15 protein-coding genes are annotated in these 18474 nt (G+C 68.9%); 6 read left to right on the forward strand and 9 right to left on the reverse strand.

Annotated elements, in window-relative coordinates; translation table 11 throughout:
• Window positions 1-169: 169 nt before the first annotated feature.
• The gene (locus tag AAFM92_08635; protein MEL7300432.1) at window positions 170-820 is read right to left on the reverse strand and encodes a sulfotransferase family 2 domain-containing protein; all 651 of its coding nucleotides are present in this window, start codon (window positions 818-820) and stop codon (window positions 170-172) included.
• Entirely contained in the window at window positions 817-1725 is a 909-nt protein-coding gene (locus AAFM92_08640) for a DMT family transporter (GenBank protein ID MEL7300433.1), read from the reverse strand. Before AAFM92_08640 ends, AAFM92_08635 begins: the two co-directional genes overlap by 4 nt.
• 70 nt (window positions 1726-1795) lie before the next feature.
• Between AAFM92_08640 and AAFM92_08645 the strand changes: the two genes are divergently transcribed.
• Entirely contained in the window at window positions 1796-3424 is a 1629-nt protein-coding gene (locus tag AAFM92_08645; GenBank protein MEL7300434.1) for an AMP-binding protein, read from the forward strand.
• Window positions 3425-3499: 75 nt separating this feature from the next.
• On the forward strand, window positions 3500-4513 hold the full coding sequence (locus AAFM92_08650) for a hypothetical protein (GenBank protein MEL7300435.1): 1014 nt from the start codon (window positions 3500-3502) through the stop codon (window positions 4511-4513).
• A gap of 23 nt (window positions 4514-4536) precedes the next feature.
• On the opposite strand, the gene AAFM92_08655 is transcribed toward AAFM92_08650, so the two are convergent.
• The 7 genes from AAFM92_08655 to AAFM92_08685 all read right to left on the reverse strand — a co-directional run bounded on the left by AAFM92_08655 (window position 4537) and on the right by AAFM92_08685 (window position 11604).
• On the reverse strand, window positions 4537-5829 hold the full coding sequence (locus AAFM92_08655; protein ID MEL7300436.1) for an SPOR domain-containing protein: 1293 nt from the start codon (window positions 5827-5829) through the stop codon (window positions 4537-4539).
• A gap of 86 nt (window positions 5830-5915) precedes the next feature.
• Window positions 5916-6545, reverse strand: a complete 630-nt coding sequence (gene upp / locus AAFM92_08660; protein ID MEL7300437.1) for a uracil phosphoribosyltransferase — start codon at window positions 6543-6545, stop codon at window positions 5916-5918.
• On the reverse strand, window positions 6542-7498 hold the full coding sequence (locus AAFM92_08665; GenBank protein MEL7300438.1) for an adenosine deaminase: 957 nt from the start codon (window positions 7496-7498) through the stop codon (window positions 6542-6544). Before AAFM92_08665 ends, upp begins: the two co-directional genes overlap by 4 nt.
• An 11-nt stretch (window positions 7499-7509) precedes the next feature.
• Window positions 7510-8667 (reverse strand): phosphopentomutase, encoded by a 1158-nt coding sequence (locus AAFM92_08670; protein ID MEL7300439.1) that lies wholly within the window; start codon window positions 8665-8667, stop codon window positions 7510-7512.
• Window positions 8664-9971, reverse strand: a complete 1308-nt coding sequence (locus AAFM92_08675) for a thymidine phosphorylase (protein MEL7300440.1) — start codon at window positions 9969-9971, stop codon at window positions 8664-8666. The genes AAFM92_08670 and AAFM92_08675 overlap by 4 nt, the downstream gene beginning before the upstream one ends.
• Window positions 9972-9975: 4 nt before the next feature.
• Entirely contained in the window at window positions 9976-10374 is a 399-nt protein-coding gene (locus AAFM92_08680) for a cytidine deaminase (GenBank protein MEL7300441.1), read from the reverse strand.
• 141 nt (window positions 10375-10515) lie between these two features.
• Window positions 10516-11604, reverse strand: coding sequence for a cupin domain-containing protein (locus AAFM92_08685; protein ID MEL7300442.1), 1089 nt, complete (start codon window positions 11602-11604; stop codon window positions 10516-10518).
• Window positions 11605-11765: 161 nt separating this feature from the next.
• Here AAFM92_08685 and AAFM92_08690 point away from each other — a divergent pair, with 161 nt between their 5' ends.
• From AAFM92_08690 to AAFM92_08705, 4 genes are all read left to right on the forward strand, one after another.
• Window positions 11766-14045, forward strand: coding sequence for an NADP-dependent malic enzyme (locus tag AAFM92_08690; protein MEL7300443.1), 2280 nt, complete (start codon window positions 11766-11768; stop codon window positions 14043-14045).
• On the forward strand, window positions 14038-14568 hold the full coding sequence (locus AAFM92_08695; GenBank protein ID MEL7300444.1) for a hypothetical protein: 531 nt from the start codon (window positions 14038-14040) through the stop codon (window positions 14566-14568). The genes AAFM92_08690 and AAFM92_08695 overlap by 8 nt, the downstream gene beginning before the upstream one ends.
• A gap of 114 nt (window positions 14569-14682) precedes the next feature.
• Window positions 14683-16587, forward strand: a complete 1905-nt coding sequence (locus AAFM92_08700) for a propionyl-CoA synthetase (GenBank protein ID MEL7300445.1) — start codon at window positions 14683-14685, stop codon at window positions 16585-16587.
• Window positions 16588-16730: 143 nt separating this feature from the next.
• Window positions 16731-18368 (forward strand): ABC transporter substrate-binding protein, encoded by a 1638-nt coding sequence (locus AAFM92_08705; protein ID MEL7300446.1) that lies wholly within the window; start codon window positions 16731-16733, stop codon window positions 18366-18368.
• Window positions 18369-18474: the final 106 nt, after the last annotated feature.

Consider the following 18474-nt stretch of genomic DNA (forward strand, 5'->3'; position numbering starts at 1 on the left):
GAACATGTGCTTGGCAGCGGGCGCCTCGGGCAGTCGAGGCACCACCCCGGCAGGATGGGGGCGCGCCGGGGCCAGCTTTGGGGCAGCGCGCGGCAAGAATGGGGCATTTTATGAAAAGTTAGCGTCAAATGCGTGGCGGCCGCGCGATTGTTTCCAGCCGCGTTTCAATCTAGCCGTCGAAGCGGTAGCCGAAGCGCGCGATATCGGTGGCGCAGAGCTTTGCGACGCGCTCCGATTCGGCGTCTGAATAGGCCGTGCGGTAGTCCGCGGGGCGATCCGAGCGGTTCTCGTGGGGAAGGTGCACGCGGAAGCCCAGATGCGCCTCGAGCGGTGCGACGTCCTCCACGAAATGCTCCAACCGTATGAAAAAGCTGCATCTTTCGCGCCCCTCCGCGTCGGTGACATATCCCGCATAATCCGCCGCGGCGAGCGAGGCAGCAGTGTGCGGATGGGCGAGAAAAGCGCCGAAGTCGAGCGACTTCGCCAGCGTCACCGCTTCATGCTCGAAGCTCTGGGCCCGCAGCCAGTGGTAGTAGCTCACCATGCGATCCCACGGGTTCCGCACCAGCGTGAAGACGACCAACGCGTCGAGGTCATCCGTCCCGAGCCAGCCGTCGAGATCGCTGAGCATGGAGTGCTTCCAAAGCCGCCCGCGGGCCGGCAATCCCTTCAGGCGCTGGCGCCTGCGTCGGGCCTTCGGCGTGTCCCCGGCCATGATGTCGCCCGGTTTTGCCCTTGCTTCCAGTGCCATGGCAAGCGAGGTGCCGCCCGTCTTGGGGATGTGGATGAAGAGGTATCCGCGTTCGGGCGAGTAGATCACGCCCGGTCTCCCCGCCAGGCGAGCGCCGCCCCCGAGACAAGGAGAAGCGCGATCCCCGAGAGGCCGAGCGGCCCGATCTCGTGCCCCCAGATGGCGAAGCCCACGGCGGCGGCCACGAGGAGCACGCTATATTCAAAGGCCCCCACGAAGGCTGGCGCGGCAAGCTGGTAGGCCCGCGCGAGCAGCGTCACCGAGACGAGCGCCACGAGCGCCTGCGCAAAGCAGAGCGCGAGCACATGAGGCGGCACCGACACCCACCCCCGGCTCAGGTAATCCGTGCTCTCGGGATCGAGAAACGGCAGCGCCAGAAGCCCCGCCAAGCCGATCATCGCGAGATAAACAGAAACCAGCGTCCATGCGCTTTCCTGCCCCGTCCAGGACCGCGTGACCTTGCCCGTCATGCCGTAGAAAAATCCCGCGAGAAGCGGCCCCAATGCCAGCCAGCCAAGCTCTCTCGGGTCAGGCTGAACCACCGCGAGGCAGCCAAAGAAGCCGAGGATGATCCAGGCCGCGGTAGGGCCATCCACGGACCGCCCCTGCGCACGGGTCACGAGCATCACCCAGAGCGGGGCGGTGAAGACCCCCGCCAGCGACTGCGCCACCGAGAGAAAGCCCACGCTCGCGAAGTAAAAGCCCATGGCGACCGTCAGAAGAGCCGACCGACCCAACACGCCCCATGGATTGACCGGCCAGAGGCGCTGCCGCGTCCAGATCAGGACGAGGGGCATGAGCGCCAGCGCCATGCCCGAGCGCACCACCTGAAACTGCGCGAGCCCCATATGCGCGGCGACCTCGGGCATGGCATTGTCACCCACCCCGATGAGCGCCATACCCGCCACAGCGAGCCCCGCCGCCTTCAGCCCATCGGGCGCGCTCAGGCGCGGAAGCTCGTCGAGACTGGCCATGCCCCTCCCTTGCCCCTTTGCAATCAGCCGCGCACGCCCCATAACGACAGCCCAAACGGGAGGAAGCGACATGGGCTGGATGCAGGACGAAGTAGGCTTGGACAAGCGCGCGGCGAATTTCGTGCCGCTGACGCCGCTCTCCCATCTGCGCCGTGCGCGCGAGGTCTTTCCGGAGCGTACCGCGCTGATTTACGGAGATCTTTCGCTGACCTACGCGGAGTACCATGACCGCGTGAGCCGCGTCGCCTCGGCCCTCGCGGCCCGCGGCGTGAACCCGGGCGACGTGGTGGCCACGATCCTGCCCAACGTGCCCGCGCAAGTGGAGGCGCATTTCGCCGTCCCCGCCACGGGCGCGGTGCTCAACACGATCAACATCCGCCTCGACGTGGCCACCGTGGCCTACATCTTCGATCACGGTGCGGCCAAGGTCGCGCTGGTCGACACCCAGTTCATGGACCTCGCCGAGGCCGCCTGCGCGGCCGTGGAGGGCACGGCCCCTCAAATCATCGAGGTGCCGGACGCGGCGGCGGGCCATCCCGCCACGGGCCGCTACCCGACTTACGAAGACCTCATCGCGGAGGGAGACGCCGACTTCGCCTGGGTGATGCCGGAGGATGAATGGGAGAGCCTCGCGCTCAACTACACCTCGGGCACGACGGGGCGTCCAAAGGGCGTCGTCTACCATCACCGCGGTGCCTACCTGATGACGATGGGCACGGTCATCTCCTGGCGGATGACGCTCCTCCCCCGTTACCTCGCCATCGTCCCGCTCTTCCATTGCAACGGCTGGAACCATTCGTGGATGATGCCCGTCCTCGGCGGGGCTGTCGTTTGCTGCCGTGATATCACGCCGGGCGCGATCTACGATGCCATCGCTGATCACGGGGTGACGCATTTCGGCGGGGCCCCCATCGTGCTCAACATGATCGTCAACGCGCCCGAAAGCGCGCGCCGCCCCTTTGATCACACCGTGGAAGTCTTCACAGCCGGTGCGCCGCCCGCCGCCGCCACCCTCGCCGCCATCGGCGATCTGGGCTTCAACGTGACCCAGGTCTACGGGCTCACCGAGACCTACGGCCACGTCACCGAGTGCCTCTGGGACACCGCCTGGGACGCGCTCCCGCAAGCCGAGAAGGCCGCGATGAAGGCACGGCAGGGCGTGGCCTTCCCAATGATGGAGGGGCTCGACGTGGTGAGCTCGGATGGCACCCCAATCCCGCGCGACGGCGCGGCCACAGGCGAGATCGTGATCCGGGGCAACGCGGTCATGAAAGGCTACCTAAAGAACCCCGAGGCCACGGAAGAGGCCTTTGCCGGGGGGCATTTCCATTCTGGCGACATCGCCCTCAGGCACCCCAACGGCTACGTCCAGATCGCCGACCGCGCCAAGGACATCATCATCTCCGGCGGCGAGAATGTCTCTTCCGTGGAGGTCGAGGGCGTGCTCATGCATCACCCCAACGTCTCCCTATGTGCCGTCGTCGCGAAGCCCGACGAGAAGTGGGGCGAGGTGCCCTGCGCCTTTGTCGAACTCAAGGACGGCAAAGAAGCGAGCGCCGAGGAGCTCATCGCCTTCGCCCGCGAACGGCTCGCGGGCTTCAAGACGCCGAAGCGCGTGGAGTTCATGGAGCTGCCCAAGACCTCCACCGGCAAGATCCAGAAATTCGAGCTGAGGAAAGTGGCAGCGGACCTCGCCTAGGCCCGTGGGACGGCGTTTGCCGGACGCGCGCGCATCGGCTATCTTCCTTGGAAACAAGGCAGAGCAGCCACTCACATGACAGCCCTCAAGGAATATGTCCGGCTCGAGACGTCCGGCCTTTGGCGCGCTGACGCGGAGGCACAGCTGCGCGAGGTCGTGGTGTCCTTCGGCGATGCGACGCTCGTGATTTCCGACACCGCCGGTCGCCCGCTTACCCATTGGTCGCTGGCGGCGGTGGACCGCGTGAACCCGAAAGACCTCCCCGCCCTGTTCGCGCCGGCCGCAGGGGAAGAGACCGAGACCCTCGAAATCGAAGATCCGCACATGATCGACGCCATCGGGCAGGTGCAGCGCGCCATCCAGCGCGCGCGGCCGAAGCCCGGGCGCCTGCGCTGGGCGATCCTCGGCGTCACGACGGCCACCCTCGCCTGGCTCGGAGTGTTCTGGCTCCCCGGCGCGGTGAAGGAGCACACGCTGCGCGTGCTGCCCGAGGTCAAGCGCGAGGAAATCGGGCGACAGCTCCTGGCCGAGACGGCGCGCATCGCGGGCCAACCCTGCGCCGATCCTTTCGGGACGGCCGCGCTCCGGCGGCTCGAGGCGCGCGTGGCGCCGGAGGCCACGCTCCATGTCCTGCGCGATGGTCTGCGCTCCACGGCGGCGCTGCCCGGCGGGCAGATCCTCATCGGGCGCGCGGTGATCGAAGATCACGACGATCCGGCGGTGCTGGCGGGCTATGTCGTGGCGCAGATCGCGCGGGCGGAGGTCCATGATCCCTTGGGCAAGCTTCTCGAGCATACGGGGGCATTCGGCGCGATGCAGCTTCTGACCACGGGCGCCCTCTCCGCGCGGACCTATGAAAGCTATGCCGAGGCCGTGCTGCTCGCGCCGCCGCGCGCCGTGCCCGAGGAGCCGCTCTTGCGCGCCTTTGCCGAGCGTGGGGTCGCGGCGACCCCGTTCGCCTATGCGGTGGACATCACTGGCGAGACGACCCTCGGCCTCATTGAGGCGGACCCGTTCGCCCTCGCGCCGCCAGAGCAGCCCATCGAGGACGGCGACTGGCTCGCTCTTCAGGAAATCTGCGCCGGCTGAGGCGCAGGGGCCCACGCAGGGGCCTACTTGCGCGCGAAGGCCCGCGTGAAGCCCTGCGCCCGCGTGATGCCCAGCGCGCGATCGAGATCGGCGGCGTTGGCAAAGGGCCCGAGCACGATGACCTGCCGCTTCTGCCCCTGCCGCGTGTACTTGCCGATACGCGTGGGGATCCCTGCATTGGCCAGCTTTTGCGCCGCGCTCCTGGCCGCTTCCATGTCCGCGAAAGTCGCGACCTGGATGTGCCGGTTGGCCAACGTGCGCGCAGGGGCCGCCGTGACGGCGGGCGCGGAGCGGGTGGCGATCACCGGGCTCTGCCCGGTCGCCTGTGTCGTGGCAGCTGGGCCTGCCGCCGCCTGTGCCGTGGTCTCCCCCACCCGGTTCGCAGGCGTCGCCCGGTAGGTGGCGGCGATATCGCGGCGGGTGATGCTGCTGACATCAGTGTTCGGATAGGTCAGCCCGGGGAACTCGTGCCCCACGACCCGGCGCGTGCGGCGGTCATAGAGGCGGTGCGGCTTCGAGCGGGTCCAGGCCAGGTCGTAGCCCTGCGCCGTGCCGGTGACACCGGCGACCACGTCCACGCGGCCCGGAAGCCCACGCTGCGGGTTGAGCCGGCCATCGTCGAAGGCCGCCTCATAGCCCTTCGGAATCGCGGGGACGGAGACCGTGCGCGCGGCGCGCGTGGCCACGGCGGCGGTGCCCGCACCGGCGGAGATAACGCGGATGCCCGAGGATGGGCTCTGGGCCTGCGGTCCGCAGCGCACGCCCGTGGCGTTGTGCCATGCATTGGAGACGGCGTCGGCATTCGGGCAATTGCCCGGCCCACCGGTAGGGCCGAGGCGCTGTGTCTGGGCTGTCTGGGTCGTCGGCGCGGCCTGCGTCGGTTGGGGCGCGGCGGGCGCAGGCGCGGCAAGCACGGGCGCGGCTGCCACGCGACGCACGGTGCGCGGTGCGGCTGTGGGTTGCGGCGCGGCGGCGGCACGAGCCTGTCGCGGGGCCTGCGCGGGCGTGGCTGCCGGAGCTGGGGTGGCGCTCGGGGCCGGTGCGGCGCTCGGAGCCGGGGCCGCGGCCACGCGAGACGGCGCGCCGAAGGTCGGCGTCTGCCCGCAGATGACCCGCCTGTTGCGCGAGACCCGGGGTACCCAGGTCACGTTCCCGTCCACCCCGGCGCGCAGGTAGACGCATCCGTCATTGTCCACGAAGCTCCGCCCTTCGTAGCTGGCCGGGGGGAAGTTCACCGGGATCGACCCTTCGGCGAGCGATTTGGCGGAGGCGCTGGAGGCGAAGCCCAGCCCCGCGATCAGGGCAGCAGCGGCCATGGATGAAAGTCGCATATGTATCCCCCAACACAAAATGTTGGGGTAAGATGCACCAATTGCCCTACTGAGTAAAGCGCGCAGACCCTTTATTTGGTGCCGAACATGCGATCACCCGCATCCCCTAGGCCGGGCACAATATATCCTTTCTCGTTGAGGCGCGCGTCCACTGCCGCTGTGACGATCTCCACGTCCGGATGGGCCGCCTGCATGGCCGCGACCCCCTCCGGCGCCGCAAGAAGGCACAGGAAGCGGATATCGCGCGCACCGGCCTCCTTGAGCTTATTGATGGCCGCGATGGAGCTGTTGCCGGTGGCCAGCATGGGATCGACGGCAATCACCACCCGCTCGCCCAGCGCCTCCGGGACCTTGAAATAGTACTCCACCGGCTCCAGCGTCGCCTCGTCGCGGTAGAGCCCGATGAAGCCCACCCGCGCCGAGGGGATGAGCTCCAGCACCCCGTCGAGGAGCCCGTTGCCCGCCCGCAGGATGGAGATCAGCGCCAGCTTCTTGCCCGCCAGCGTCGGCGCCTCCATCTCTTCGATGGGGGTGTCGATCGTTTTCTTGGTGAGCGGCAGCGCGCGCGTGACCTCGTAGGCGAGGAGCTGGCTGATCTCCCGCAGGAGCTGGCGGAAGACCGCTGTGGGCGTGTCCCGTTCCCGCATGAGCGTCAGTTTGTGCTGCACGAGCGGGTGCGTGACGATGGTGAGCTTGGTCATGGCTGGTCCAGTCTTTTGGCGATCTCGGCGCGGGTCTCTTCATCGCAGAAGGCCGCGGCGAGCGCGTTGGCGTTCATCTCCGCGAAGTCTTCTTCGCCCCAGCCGAAGGTGCGGGCGAGCCCGTCGAATTCGCGGGTCATGGTGGTGTCGAAAAAGGGCGGATCATCGGTGGAAACGGTGACCTTCACGCCGCGCGCGCGGAGGGTCTCGATCGGGTGCTTGTCGAGGCTCGGATAGACCCCGAGAAACACGTTCGAGCCCGGGCAGCATTCAAGCGTCACGCCCGCCTCCGCCAGATCGTCCATCAGCGCGGGGTCCTCGGCGGCGCGCACGCCATGCCCGATCCGCGCGAGCCCCCATGTCTGCCAGGCGTCGCGAATGCTGGCCGCATCGCCCCATTCCCCGGCATGGCCGGTGAGGTGCAGCCCCGCTTCGCGGGCGCAATCGAAGGCCCAGGTGAACTCCGACGGCTTGCCCATGAGCTCCGCCCCGGCGATGCCAAAGCCGCGCACGAAGCTGCCGAAGGTCTCCGCCGCGCAGAGTGCGGGCGCCTTGGAGCGCTCGGGTCCGAAATGGCGGATTGCCGTGACGATGCCCTTGAGCGTCACCCCTTCCACATGCGCCTCCTCCATGGCGGCGAGATATTCGCGCCATGCGCCCACGTCGCCGCCGCCGCAGAAATCGGGGCTCACGAAGGTCTCGGCATAGACGACGCCTTGCGCCGCAAGCTCCTCGAGCACCGCCTGCGTGAGCCGCTTGAAGGCGTCGGGACCCGTCAGGACGGAACAGGCCGCCTCGTAGACGCTCAGGAAGTGGTCGAAATCGCGGTAGGCATAGCCGCCATCGGGCTTGAAGATCGCGCTCAGGTCCTTGCCCTGCTCGGCGGCGAGGCCGCGGATGAAGTCCGGCGGCGCGGCCCCTTCGAGATGGAGATGAAGCTCGATCTTGGGCATGTCCTTATAGCTCACAGCACGGCCCTCCCCGGCCCTTCGGAGGCGAGCCCCAGATGAGCGGCCACGGTGGCACCCACATCGGCGAAGGCCATGGGGGGCAGCGCCCCGCCGGGATCGCCAGGCCGATGGATCAGGACCGGCACCTGCTCCCGCGTGTGTTCCGTTCCCGGCCAGCTCGGATCGTTCCCGTGATCGGCGGTGATAACGAGCATGTCGCTCGCGCGCAGGGTTTCGAGAAGGCGCGGCAGCGCGCCGTCGAACCATTCGAGATGCGCCCGGTATCCCGGGATATCGCGCCGGTGGCCGTAGAGGCTGTCGAATTCCACGAAATTGGCGAAGGTCAGACTGCCGTCCTCGGCCTCTTCTCCGAGGCGCACGAGGTGCTCGAAGAGGGCGCGGTCCGAGCCCTTCACGACGTCGCTGATCCCGCGCATGGAGAAGATGTCGCCGATCTTGCCCACGGCGTGGACGGGGCGCCCGGCCTTCTCAGCCCAGTCGCAGAGCGTGTCGGCGGGCGGCAGGATCGCGTAATCCTTGCGGTTGCCGGTACGCTCGAAAGCGCCCGGCGCGCCCACGAAGGGCCGCGCGATGACCCGGCCTACCTTCATGGCATGGAGCCGTGGCGCGAGCGCCTTGCAGAGGTCGAGCAGCCGATCGAGGCCGAACGCTTCCTCGTGGGCCGCGATCTGAAAGACGCTGTCGGCGGAGGTGTAGCAGATGGGCCATCCCGTCCGCAGGTGCTCTTCCCCGAGGCGCGCGATGACCTCCGTACCGGAGGCGTGGCAATTGCCGAGGATGCCGTCGGTGCCCGCGGCCTCCGCGGCGGCGCGGGTGATCTCGTCCGGGAAAGCCGGCACTCCGTGGGGGAAGAAGTGCCAGTCCCACGGCACGGGGAGGCCAGCGAGCTCCCAATGGCCTGACGGCGTGTCCTTACCGGGCGACACCTCGGTGGCCGCGCCCCAATGCCCCGCTTTCCAGGGGCCGAGGGCCGCCACGCCCGAGGCGGCCCCGAGCGCCGCGCCGAGGCCCAGCGCACTCAGGTGGGGGACATCGAGGCCCGTCTCCGCGATGTGGCCCACGGTATTGGCTCCCTCGTCTCCGAAATCGGCGGCGTCAGGCGCACCACCGATGCCTACGGAGTCGAGGACGACGAGAAACGCGCGGCTCATGGCCCGATCCGATCGTGGATGAGGTCCGGGGAGACCCTCCGTTCACCAGCGACCTCCACTGCCGCGCGCACGGCTGCGATGGCAGCCTCGGCGGCGTCCTCGCTGGCCGCATGGACGAAGGCCAGCGGGGCACCGGCCTCCACGGAGGTGCCCAGGGGCGCCACGTGCGAGAGCCCCACGGCCGGGTCGATGCGGTCGGTCTCCACCCGTCGCCCGCCGCCGAGCGCCACCACCGCGTGGCCGAGAGCCGTGCCGTCCCAGCCGGTGACGAACCCGTCCTCCGGGGCCTCCACCGGGCGCTGGACAGGGGCTTGGGCGAGGTGCCCGCCGGGGCGCTCGACGATGCTCTCCGGCCCGCCCTGCGCGCTGATCATCCGCGCGAAGCGCTCCGCCGCCTGCCCCTTCTCGAGCGCGCGGGTGAGCTTGAGGTTGGCCTCCGCTTCCGTCTCGCAGACGCCCGAAAGGACGAGAAGCTCCGCCCCGAGGGCGAGCGCCACCTCCACCACGGGCCCCCGCGCCTCGCCGCGGAGCACGTCGATCACGGCCGCCACCTCGAGCGCGTTTCCCAAGGCCGGCAGAAGCGGCTGGGACATGTCGGTGATGAGCGCCGCCGTGGGGCATCCCGCCCCGTTGGCCGTCGTCACGAGGCTCTGGGCCAGCGCGCGCGCCTCGCCCGATGTCTTCATGAAGGCCCCGGAGCCCACCTTCACGTCGAGCACGAGCGCCTCGAGCCCGGCGGCGAGCTTTTTCGAGAGGATCGAGGCCGTGATCAGATCGAGCGACGGGACCGTGCCGGAGACATCGCGGATCCGGTAGAGCCGCCGGTCCGCCGGAGCGATCCGCTCCGTGGGCCCGACGATGGCGGCCCCTGCCGCGCGCACGAGGCCGCGCAGCTCTTCGGTGCTCACGTCGACGCTCACGCCCGGGATCGCCTCGAGCTTGTCGAGGGTGCCGCCGGTATGCCCGAGCCCCCGCCCGGAGATCATCGGCACGAAGACCCCGAGCGCCGCGAGCATGGGCGCGAGGAGAAGCGAGACGGCATCGCCCACCCCGCCGGTGGAATGCTTGTCGAGCACGGGCCCCGGCAGATCCCAGCGCATCACATCGCCCGAATCCCGCATGCCCGTCGTCAGCGCGACGCGGCCCGCCTCCCCGAGCCCCTGCAGGCAGACCGCCATGGCAAAGGCCCCGCCCTGCGCATCGCTCACGGTGCCGTCTCCCAGACCGCGCGCGAAGGCGGCGAGGTCTTCGGCGGCGGGGCGGTGGCCCTGCCGCAGACCGTCGATCAGGAGCCGCGCATCCACGGGCTCAGCTTTTGTCCATGTGCGCGGCACCGAAGGCGCCGGGTAGCAGCGCGCCGATGCTGGTGACGAGCGTCGCCCCGCCGGTGGTCGCCAGCGTCACGCGCACGCCTGCCGCGCCGAATTCCGCAAGCTTCTGGCGGCACCCGCCGCAGCACGGCACAGGCTCCGGGCTGTCGGCGATGACGGCGACCTCGGTGATCTCGTATTCCCCCGCCGCGGCCATGGCCGCGATGGCGCCCGCTTCCGCGCAGGTGCCCTCAGGATAGGCGACGTTCTCCACGTTGCAGCCCGCGTAGATCGCGCCCGAGGCGGTCCGGATCGCCGCCCCCACCTTGAAATCGGAATAGGGGGCGTGGGCATTTTCCCGGACGGCACGCGCAGCGGCTAGGAGATCGTCAGACATCTCTCCGTTCTGGCCAGTGCGGCGGAAAATGGCAACCGAGCCGGGACAAGATTCTTGGCCGCAGCCGCGCTTCTCCTGCGACGTTAGCCCGGCGCGGTCGGGCATCGCCGCCGCATCCGAAGGACGCCGCCCCAGCCCCGTTCAGGGCGTGATCTCGGTCCGGAAGGCGCCGGGCAGCGCCACTTCGAGGATCTCGACATCCGCGCTCGGCGCACTGAGGCGCGTGGACAGCCCCGGCGGGATGACGAAGGCATCCCCGGCGGCGAGCACCTGCGGCGCCTGCCCTTCTCCCTCGAGCGTCACCTCGCCCGCCATCACGAAGCTGAAATGGATGTCAGCGTCGTGGGACGCCCAGGCGGGGGTGCCCTCGCCGCGACGGACGACGTGGACATGGGCCACCCCGCCGGTGTGGTCGGCGATCGTGGTGTCCCGGCTCTCAAAGCCCGGCAGCCGGAAGGGCTGCCACGCGGCCCCCTCGGCCCGGTGATGGACAAAGCGCTGCCCGTCCCAGTCCCGCTCAGGGCGCAGCGCGGCGGTGGGCAGCTCCATCTCGTGGTCGATCGTGGTCACGTGTTCCGCAGGCACGCCGATCTCGATCACCTCGATATTGTCGGAGGCATAGAGCACGCGGTGCCGGATCTCCGGCGGCTGGATCACGCAATTCCCGGCATGGAGGCGGAAGGGTTCGCCCTGGTCTTCGTAGACGAGATCGACCCAGCCCCGGTAGCAGAAGATGAGCTGAAACCCGATGGAGTGGTAATGCACCGTGTCGGGCACGGGCCCGCCATCCGGGATCCGGATATGGGAGGCGATGATGGAACCGCCGAGCCGCGAGGGGATGAGATCGCGGTACTGCATGCCCGCGCGCCCGATCACCCAGGGTGCCTGATCGGCGAGGCGGCGGACGACGAAATCGTGTTCCGTCGGGGGCATCACGACCGGTGCCGCGAGGGGCGCGATCTCCACGCGCGTGCCGGAGGGCGCGGTGAGCTCGGTCTCGCCGCCCGCGATGAGCACGGGATCATCGCAGAGGATGCGCAGGTGCCCCGGGGGGCCCTCGAGGCCCGCGTCGAACCTGAGCCGCAGGCCAAAGCCCGACAGCACCACGACGCGCGGGTCATCGGCCGGGTAGATCTCGTCCAGGCGAAATCCCAGGCGCTTGGTGAAGAACGGGATATCCTCCCGCACGTCACGGGCCGGCAGCACGACCTCTGCTCTGATGTTCTGCATGCGCCGCCCTCTCTCGCGTGCCGGACCTTGCCCGGGACATCTCCCTCCGTGGGTACCTCCACGGGCGGAGGTCCCGGGTCAAGCCCGGGACGGGTGCAGCTCCGCCGTGGACAACGCGCGACCCGCCGCATAGCAAAAGAAAAACCGCTTGGGAGGGCCGCATGGCAGACGACAACAGCACAAGCACCGCCGAAAGCCCCGCCCTCGCCTACCATCGCTTGCCGAAGCCCGGAAAGCTCGAGATCCGCGCCACGAAGCCGCTCGCCAATGGCCGCGATCTGGCCCGGGCCTATTCGCCGGGCGTGGCGGAGGCCTCGAGCGCCATCGTGGCAGACCCCGACGCCGCGCGCGACTACACCGCCCGCGGCAATCTCGTGGCCGTCGTCTCCAACGGGTCCGCCGTGCTCGGCCTCGGCAATATCGGGGCGCTGGCGTCGAAGCCGGTGATGGAAGGCAAGGCCGTCCTCTTCAAGAAATTTGCGAATATCGACTGCTTTGACATCGAAATCGACGAGACAGACCCTGAAAAACTCGCCGACATCGTCTGCGCGCTCGAGCCCACCTTCGGCGCGATCAACCTCGAGGACATCAAGGCGCCCGACTGCTTCATCGTCGAAAAGCTCTGCCGCGAGCGGATGAACATCCCGGTCTTCCACGATGACCAGCACGGCACGGCCATCGTCGTGGGTGCCGCGGCGACGAACGCGCTCCGCGTGGCGGGCAAGAGCTTCGAAGACATCAAGATCGTCTCCACCGGGGGCGGCGCGGCGGGCATCGCCTGCCTCGACATGCTACTCAAGCTCGGCGTGCGCCGCGAGAATGTCTGGCTCTGCGACATCGACGGGCTGGTCTACGAGGGGCGCGGCAACTCCACCCCGCAGAAGGACGCCTACGCGCAGGGCAGCACGCCCGCGACGCTGGGCGAGGTCATCGACGGAGCCGACCTCTTCCTCGGGCTCTCGGGGCCGGGCGTCCTGAAGCCCGAGATGGTCGCCAGGATGGCCGAGCGGCCCATTGTCTTTGCCCTCGCCAATCCCACGCCGGAGATCCTGCCCGACGAGGTGCGCGCGGTGGCGCCCAAGGCCATCATCGCCACGGGGCGGAGCGATTTCCCGAACCAGGTCAACAACGTCCTGTGTTTTCCGTTCATTTTCCGGGGCGCGCTCGACGTGGGCGCCACCGAGATCAACGACGCCATGGAGATCGCCTGCATCGAGGGGATCGCGGCGCTCGCACGGGCGACGACGAGCGCGGAAGCCGCGGCGGCCTATAAGGGCGAGCAGATGAGCTTTGGCGCGGATTACCTGATCCCGAAGCCCTTCGACCCCCGCCTCATGGGCGTGGTGGCCTCCGCCGTCGCGGGCGCGGCCATCGAGACGGGCGTGGCCAAACGGCCGCTCGACGTGCCCGCGTACAAGGCCAAGCTCGACGGCTCCGTCTTCCGCTCCGCGCTCATCATGCGCCCGGTCTTCGAGGCCGCCTCCACCGCCTCGCGCCGGATCGTCTTCGCCGAGGGAGAGGACGAGCGCGTGCTCCGCTGCGCACAGGCGACGCTCGAGGATCTCACCGAGACGCCGATCCTCATCGGCCGGCCCGATGTCATCGCCGCGCGCTGCGAGCGCGCGGGCCTCAAGATCAGGCCCGGCGATTTCGAGGTGGTGAACCCCAACGACGACCCGCGTTACCGCGACTACTGGGGCACTTATCACAGCCTCATGGCACGGCGCGGCGTGACGCCGGACATCGCCCGCGCGGTCATGCGCACCAACACCACCGCCATCGCGGCGGTCATGGTGGCGCGGGAGGAAGCAGACAGCCTGATTTGCGGGACGTTCGGACAATACCAGTGGCATCTGCGCTACGTGAGCGAGGTCCTGAGCGGCGGATCGGGTGCGCTGCACCCGGTGGGGGCGCTCTCCATGATGATCCTCGAGGACGGGCCGCTCTTTCTGGCCGACACCCATGTCCATGACCAGCCCACGCCCGCCCAGCTCCTCGAGACGACGATCGCCGCCGCGCGCCACGTGCGCCGATTTGGCGTGGAGCCCAAGATCGCGCTGCTGTCGCGCTCCCAGTTCGGCGATACCGATTGCGGCACCGGCCGCGCCATGCGCGAGGCCATGGCGCTCCTCGACGCCGCGCCGCGCGATTTCGTCTACGAGGGTGAGATGCATGCCGCCACCGCGCTGAGCCCGGAGAACAGGGAGCGCATCTTCCCGGGATCGCGCCTCGAGGGGCAGGCCAACGTGCTCATTTTCGGCATCTCGGACGCGGCCTCTGGGGTCCGCAACATCCTGAAATACAAGGCCAACGGGCTCGAGGTGGGGCCGATCCTCATGGGCATGGGCAATCGCTGCCATATCGTGACCCCGGCGATCACCGCGCGGGGCCTGCTCAACATGACAGCCCTCGCCGGCACGCCTGTCGCGCAATATGGCTGAGAGGGCCTACAGCCGGGCGCAGTGGCGGTGCGCGGTGAACCTCTCGGCCCTTCTCGGCTGGGCCGGATGGTGCCTCGTCTCTGCCGCGGGCATCTTGATCGAGGAGCCCGGGCGCCTGATCCAGTACTTCACGCTCCTGCCATGGGTGGCGGGGATCGGCCTGCCCATCGCCTTCGCGCTCTGCTGGCTCATCGGCGCGCCGCTGCTCTGGCGCGTCATGGCCCGGCCCGTGGGCCGCGGCCGTGCGGCGCTCACGGGCGGGGCCTGCGCCGCGACCTTCGCCGCGATCTCGATCCTCCTCGGTCGCTTGAACGGGCTGCGCATCTCGCGGGACGACAGCTTTCACTCGCAGATCGGCGGTGGCGATTATGTCCGCTCGGTCGACGGCATCCTCACAGCCTATGGCTGGCTCGTCGTGGCGCAGAACTCGGCCATCTTCATCGCCATCGGCGTAGCCGTGGGCCTCACGGTGCACGCGCTGGTGGGCCAGCCCCGGGGCGGCGAAGGCGCGGCGCGCGGCTGATCCCGGGACGCCACCCGGCGCAGGAATTCACACCCGCATCACCCTGCGAGCGCAATCATTCTTGCCGCATGGCGCACCCTTCGCCTACACCCGCCGGGACGGGAGAAGAGAGCCATGGGATACACCGACATCTACGCAGGCTGGCAGGCCGATCCGGAGCGCTTCTGGATGGAGGCCGCAGAGGCCATCGACTGGGATCGGGCCCCGACGAGAGCGCTCGACGCCTCCCGCGCCCCGCTCTACGAATGGTTTCCCGATGCGCGGGTCAACACCTGCTGGAACGCCGTGGACCGCCACGTGGCGGCGGGCCGTGGCGGGCACATCGCCATCATCCACGACAGCCCCATCACCGGCACCTCCGCCCGCATCACCTATGCCGAGCTCCGGGACCGCGTCGCAGCCCTGGCCGGCGCCCTCACGGCGCGCGGCATCAACGTTGGCGACCGCGTCATCATCTACATGCCCATGGTGCCCGAAGCGCTCGTCGCGATGCTCGCCTGCGCCCGCATCGGGGCGATCCATTCCGTCGTCTTCGGCGGATTTGCCTCCAATGAGCTCGCCGTCCGCATCGACGACGCCACGCCAAAGGCGATCATCGCCGCCTCTTGCGGCTGCGAGCCCGGGCGCATCGTCACCTATAAGCCCCTGCTCGACGAGGCGATCGACATGGCGGGGCACAAGCCCGACTTTCAGATGATCCTGCAGCGCAAGGAAGGGCCCTGCGATCTGGGCCCCACGGACGTGGATTGGCACGCCGCGCAGGAGGGCGTGGCCCCAGCGGCCTGCGTGCCGGTGCCCGGCACCCATCCCGCCTATATCCTCTACACCTCCGGCACCACGGGCCAGCCCAAGGGCGTCGTCCGGCCCACGGCCGGGCATCTCGTGGCGCTGAACTGGACGATGAAGAACGTCTACGACATCAATCCGCCCACCGCGGAGGGCACGGAGGTCTTCTGGGCCGCCTCGGACGTGGGCTGGGTCGTGGGCCACAGCTACATCTGCTACGCGCCGCTCATCCACGGCAATACGACCATCGTCTTCGAGGGCAAGCCAGTGGGCACACCCGACGCCGGCACCTTCTGGCGCGTCATCGAGGATCACAAGGTGAAGGCGCTCTTCACCGCGCCCACCGCCTTCCGCGCCATCAAACGGGACGATCCCAAGGGCACGTTGATCGGGGACTATGATCTGTCGTCCCTCGAATGCCTCTACCTCGCCGGGGAGCGGGCCGACCCAGACACGATCATCTGGGCGCAGGAAAAGCTCGGCGTGCCCGTCATCGACCACTGGTGGCAGACGGAGACGGGCTATGCCATCGCCGCCAATCCCATGGGGATCGAGAAGCTGCCGGTGAAGCTCGGCTCCCCCTCGGTGCCCATGCCGGGCTACGACGTGCAGATCCTCTCCGACGAGGGTCACCCGCTCGCCCCGGACGAGCTCGGCGCCATCGCCGTGAAGCTTCCCCTGCCCCCGGGCACTCTGCCCACCCTCTGGAACGCCGAGGAGCGCTTCACCAAAAGCTACCTCGACGCCTTCCCGGGCTACTATGAGACGGGCGACGCGGGCATGATCGACGAGGACGGCTACCTCTACATCATGGCGCGCACCGATGACGTCATCAACGTGGCGGGTCACCGGCTCTCCACCGGGGCGATGGAGGAGGTGCTGGCCGGGCATCCCGACGTGGCCGAATGCGCCGTCATCGGCGTCACCGACGCGCTCAAGGGCCAGCTTCCGCTCGGCTTCCTGTGCCTCAACTCGGGCACTGAGAGGCCCGAGCCCGAGATCGTGGCCGAGGTCATCGCCAAGGTGCGCGACGAGATCGGGCCCGTGGCGACCTTCAAGCTCGCCGCGGTCGTGCCGCGCCTGCCAAAGACCCGCTCGGGCAAGATCCTGCGCGGCACGATGGTCAAGATCGCCGACAACGAGGCCTACAAAATGCCCGCCACGATCGACGATCCGGCGATCCTCGACGAGATCCGCACGGCGCTCCAAGGCCTGGGCTACGCGGCGGCCTGAGGCCGCGCACGCGCCGTGACAAACCTGCCCTTGCGTCATCGCGGGCGGGCGTTAACCTGTTGTTACACCCCAAGGGCGAGCGCCGTGCTGCAGAGGCGCGCGCCCTCTGACCCAACGTCTGCGCAACTGTCGAGACGCCTTTCATGAAAACACCCTATTTTCACCCCGCCGCGCGGGCCTACGCTGCCGAGGTCGAAGCCGGCACGCTCTCGCGCCGCGAATTCCTGACGCGTGCCACGGCGCTCGGGCTCTCGAGCGCGGCCGCCTACGCGCTCATCGGCGCGACGCCCGCAAATTCCGCGGGCCATGCCCGCGACGGCGGCACCCTCAGGATCGAGAGCACCGTGCGCGCCCTCAAGGACCCGCGGACCTATGACTGGCCGCAGATGTCGAACTACACGCGCGGCTGGCTGGAATATCTCGTGGAATACCAGTCAGATGGCTCCTTCGTGCCGATGCTCCTCGAAGGCTGGGAGGTCAATGACGACGCCACCGAGTACCGCCTCATGGTCCGCCCCGGCGTGACCTGGAACAACGGCGAGGCCTTCACCGCGCAGGACGTGGCCTTCAATATCGCGCGCTGGTGCGAACGTGCCGTAGAGGGCAATTCCATGGCCGCGCGCATGGCTTCCCTCATCGACCCCGAGACCGACGTGGCCCGCGAAGGCGCCATCGAGGTGGCCGATGACATGACGGTCGTCCTGCGCCCGGCCACGGCCGACATCACACTCATCGCCGGCTTCTCGGATTATCCCGCCGCCATCGTGCATCCGTCCTTCGACGGCAACGACCCGCTCGCCAATCCCATCGGCACCGGCCCCTACCTGCCGGGCGAATACACGGTGGGCATCTCCGCCGAGCTCATCCGCAACGACGCCCACGACTGGTGGGGCGAAGGCGCCGCGCTGGAGCGCATCGTCTACGTCGATTTCGGCGATGACCAGGCCGCGATCTTCGCCGCCGTGGAGGCCGAGGAAGTGGACATGATCTACGAGAGCCTGGGCGACTTCATCCCGCTCTTTGACTCCATCGACTGGACGCGCTCGGAAGCCACGACGGCCAACACCGTCTGCATCCGCTGCAACCAGAAGGCCGAGGTGGGCGGCATGGTGCCCTATGCCGATGCGCGCGTGCGCCGGGCCATGGCGCTCGCCATCGACAACGCCACCTGCCTGACGCTGGGCTTCGCCGACAACGGCACCGTGGCCGAGAACCACCATGTCTCGCCGATCCACCCTGAATACGCGGAGCTTCCGCCGATCGAAACGGACCCGGCCGCGGCGCTCGCGCTCATGGAAGAGGCCGGCATGGCCGATTTCGAGCACGAGCTCATCTCCATCGACGACGATTGGCGCCGGGCGACCTGTGACGCCGCCGCCGCCATGCTCCGCGATGCCGGCATCAACGTGCGGCGCACGGTGCTCCCCGGCGCGACCTTCTGGAACGACTGGGCGCAATACCCCTTCTCGGCCACTGACTGGGCCCAGCGGCCACTCGGGGTCCAGGTCCTCGCGCTGGCCTACCGCTCCGGCGAGGCGTGGAACGAGAGCGCCTTCGAGAACGCGGAGTTCGACGCGCTTCTGGCGGAGGCCACGGCCATCGCCGACGCCGATCAGCGCCGCGAGGTCATGGCCCGCATCCAGACCATCATGCAGGAGGAAGGGGTCGTCGTGCAGCCCTACTGGCGCTCGATCTTCCGGCACTACCGCCCGGATGTGGTGGGGGCCGAGATGCACCCGACCTTCGAGATCCACGTGACGAAACTGGGCTTCGCCGCGTAAACCTGCGCGCGCTGGTTGCTTTGGATGCCTCCGGCGGAGGTACAAAGCACAAAGAAGCCGTGGACCGCGCCTTGCCGCCGCGAGGCGCGTGAGACGCGGCGGAGCG

This window comes from Pseudomonadota bacterium, from assembly GCA_038533575.1.
Classification (GTDB): Bacteria; Pseudomonadota; Alphaproteobacteria; order Rhodobacterales; family Rhodobacteraceae; genus Shimia_B.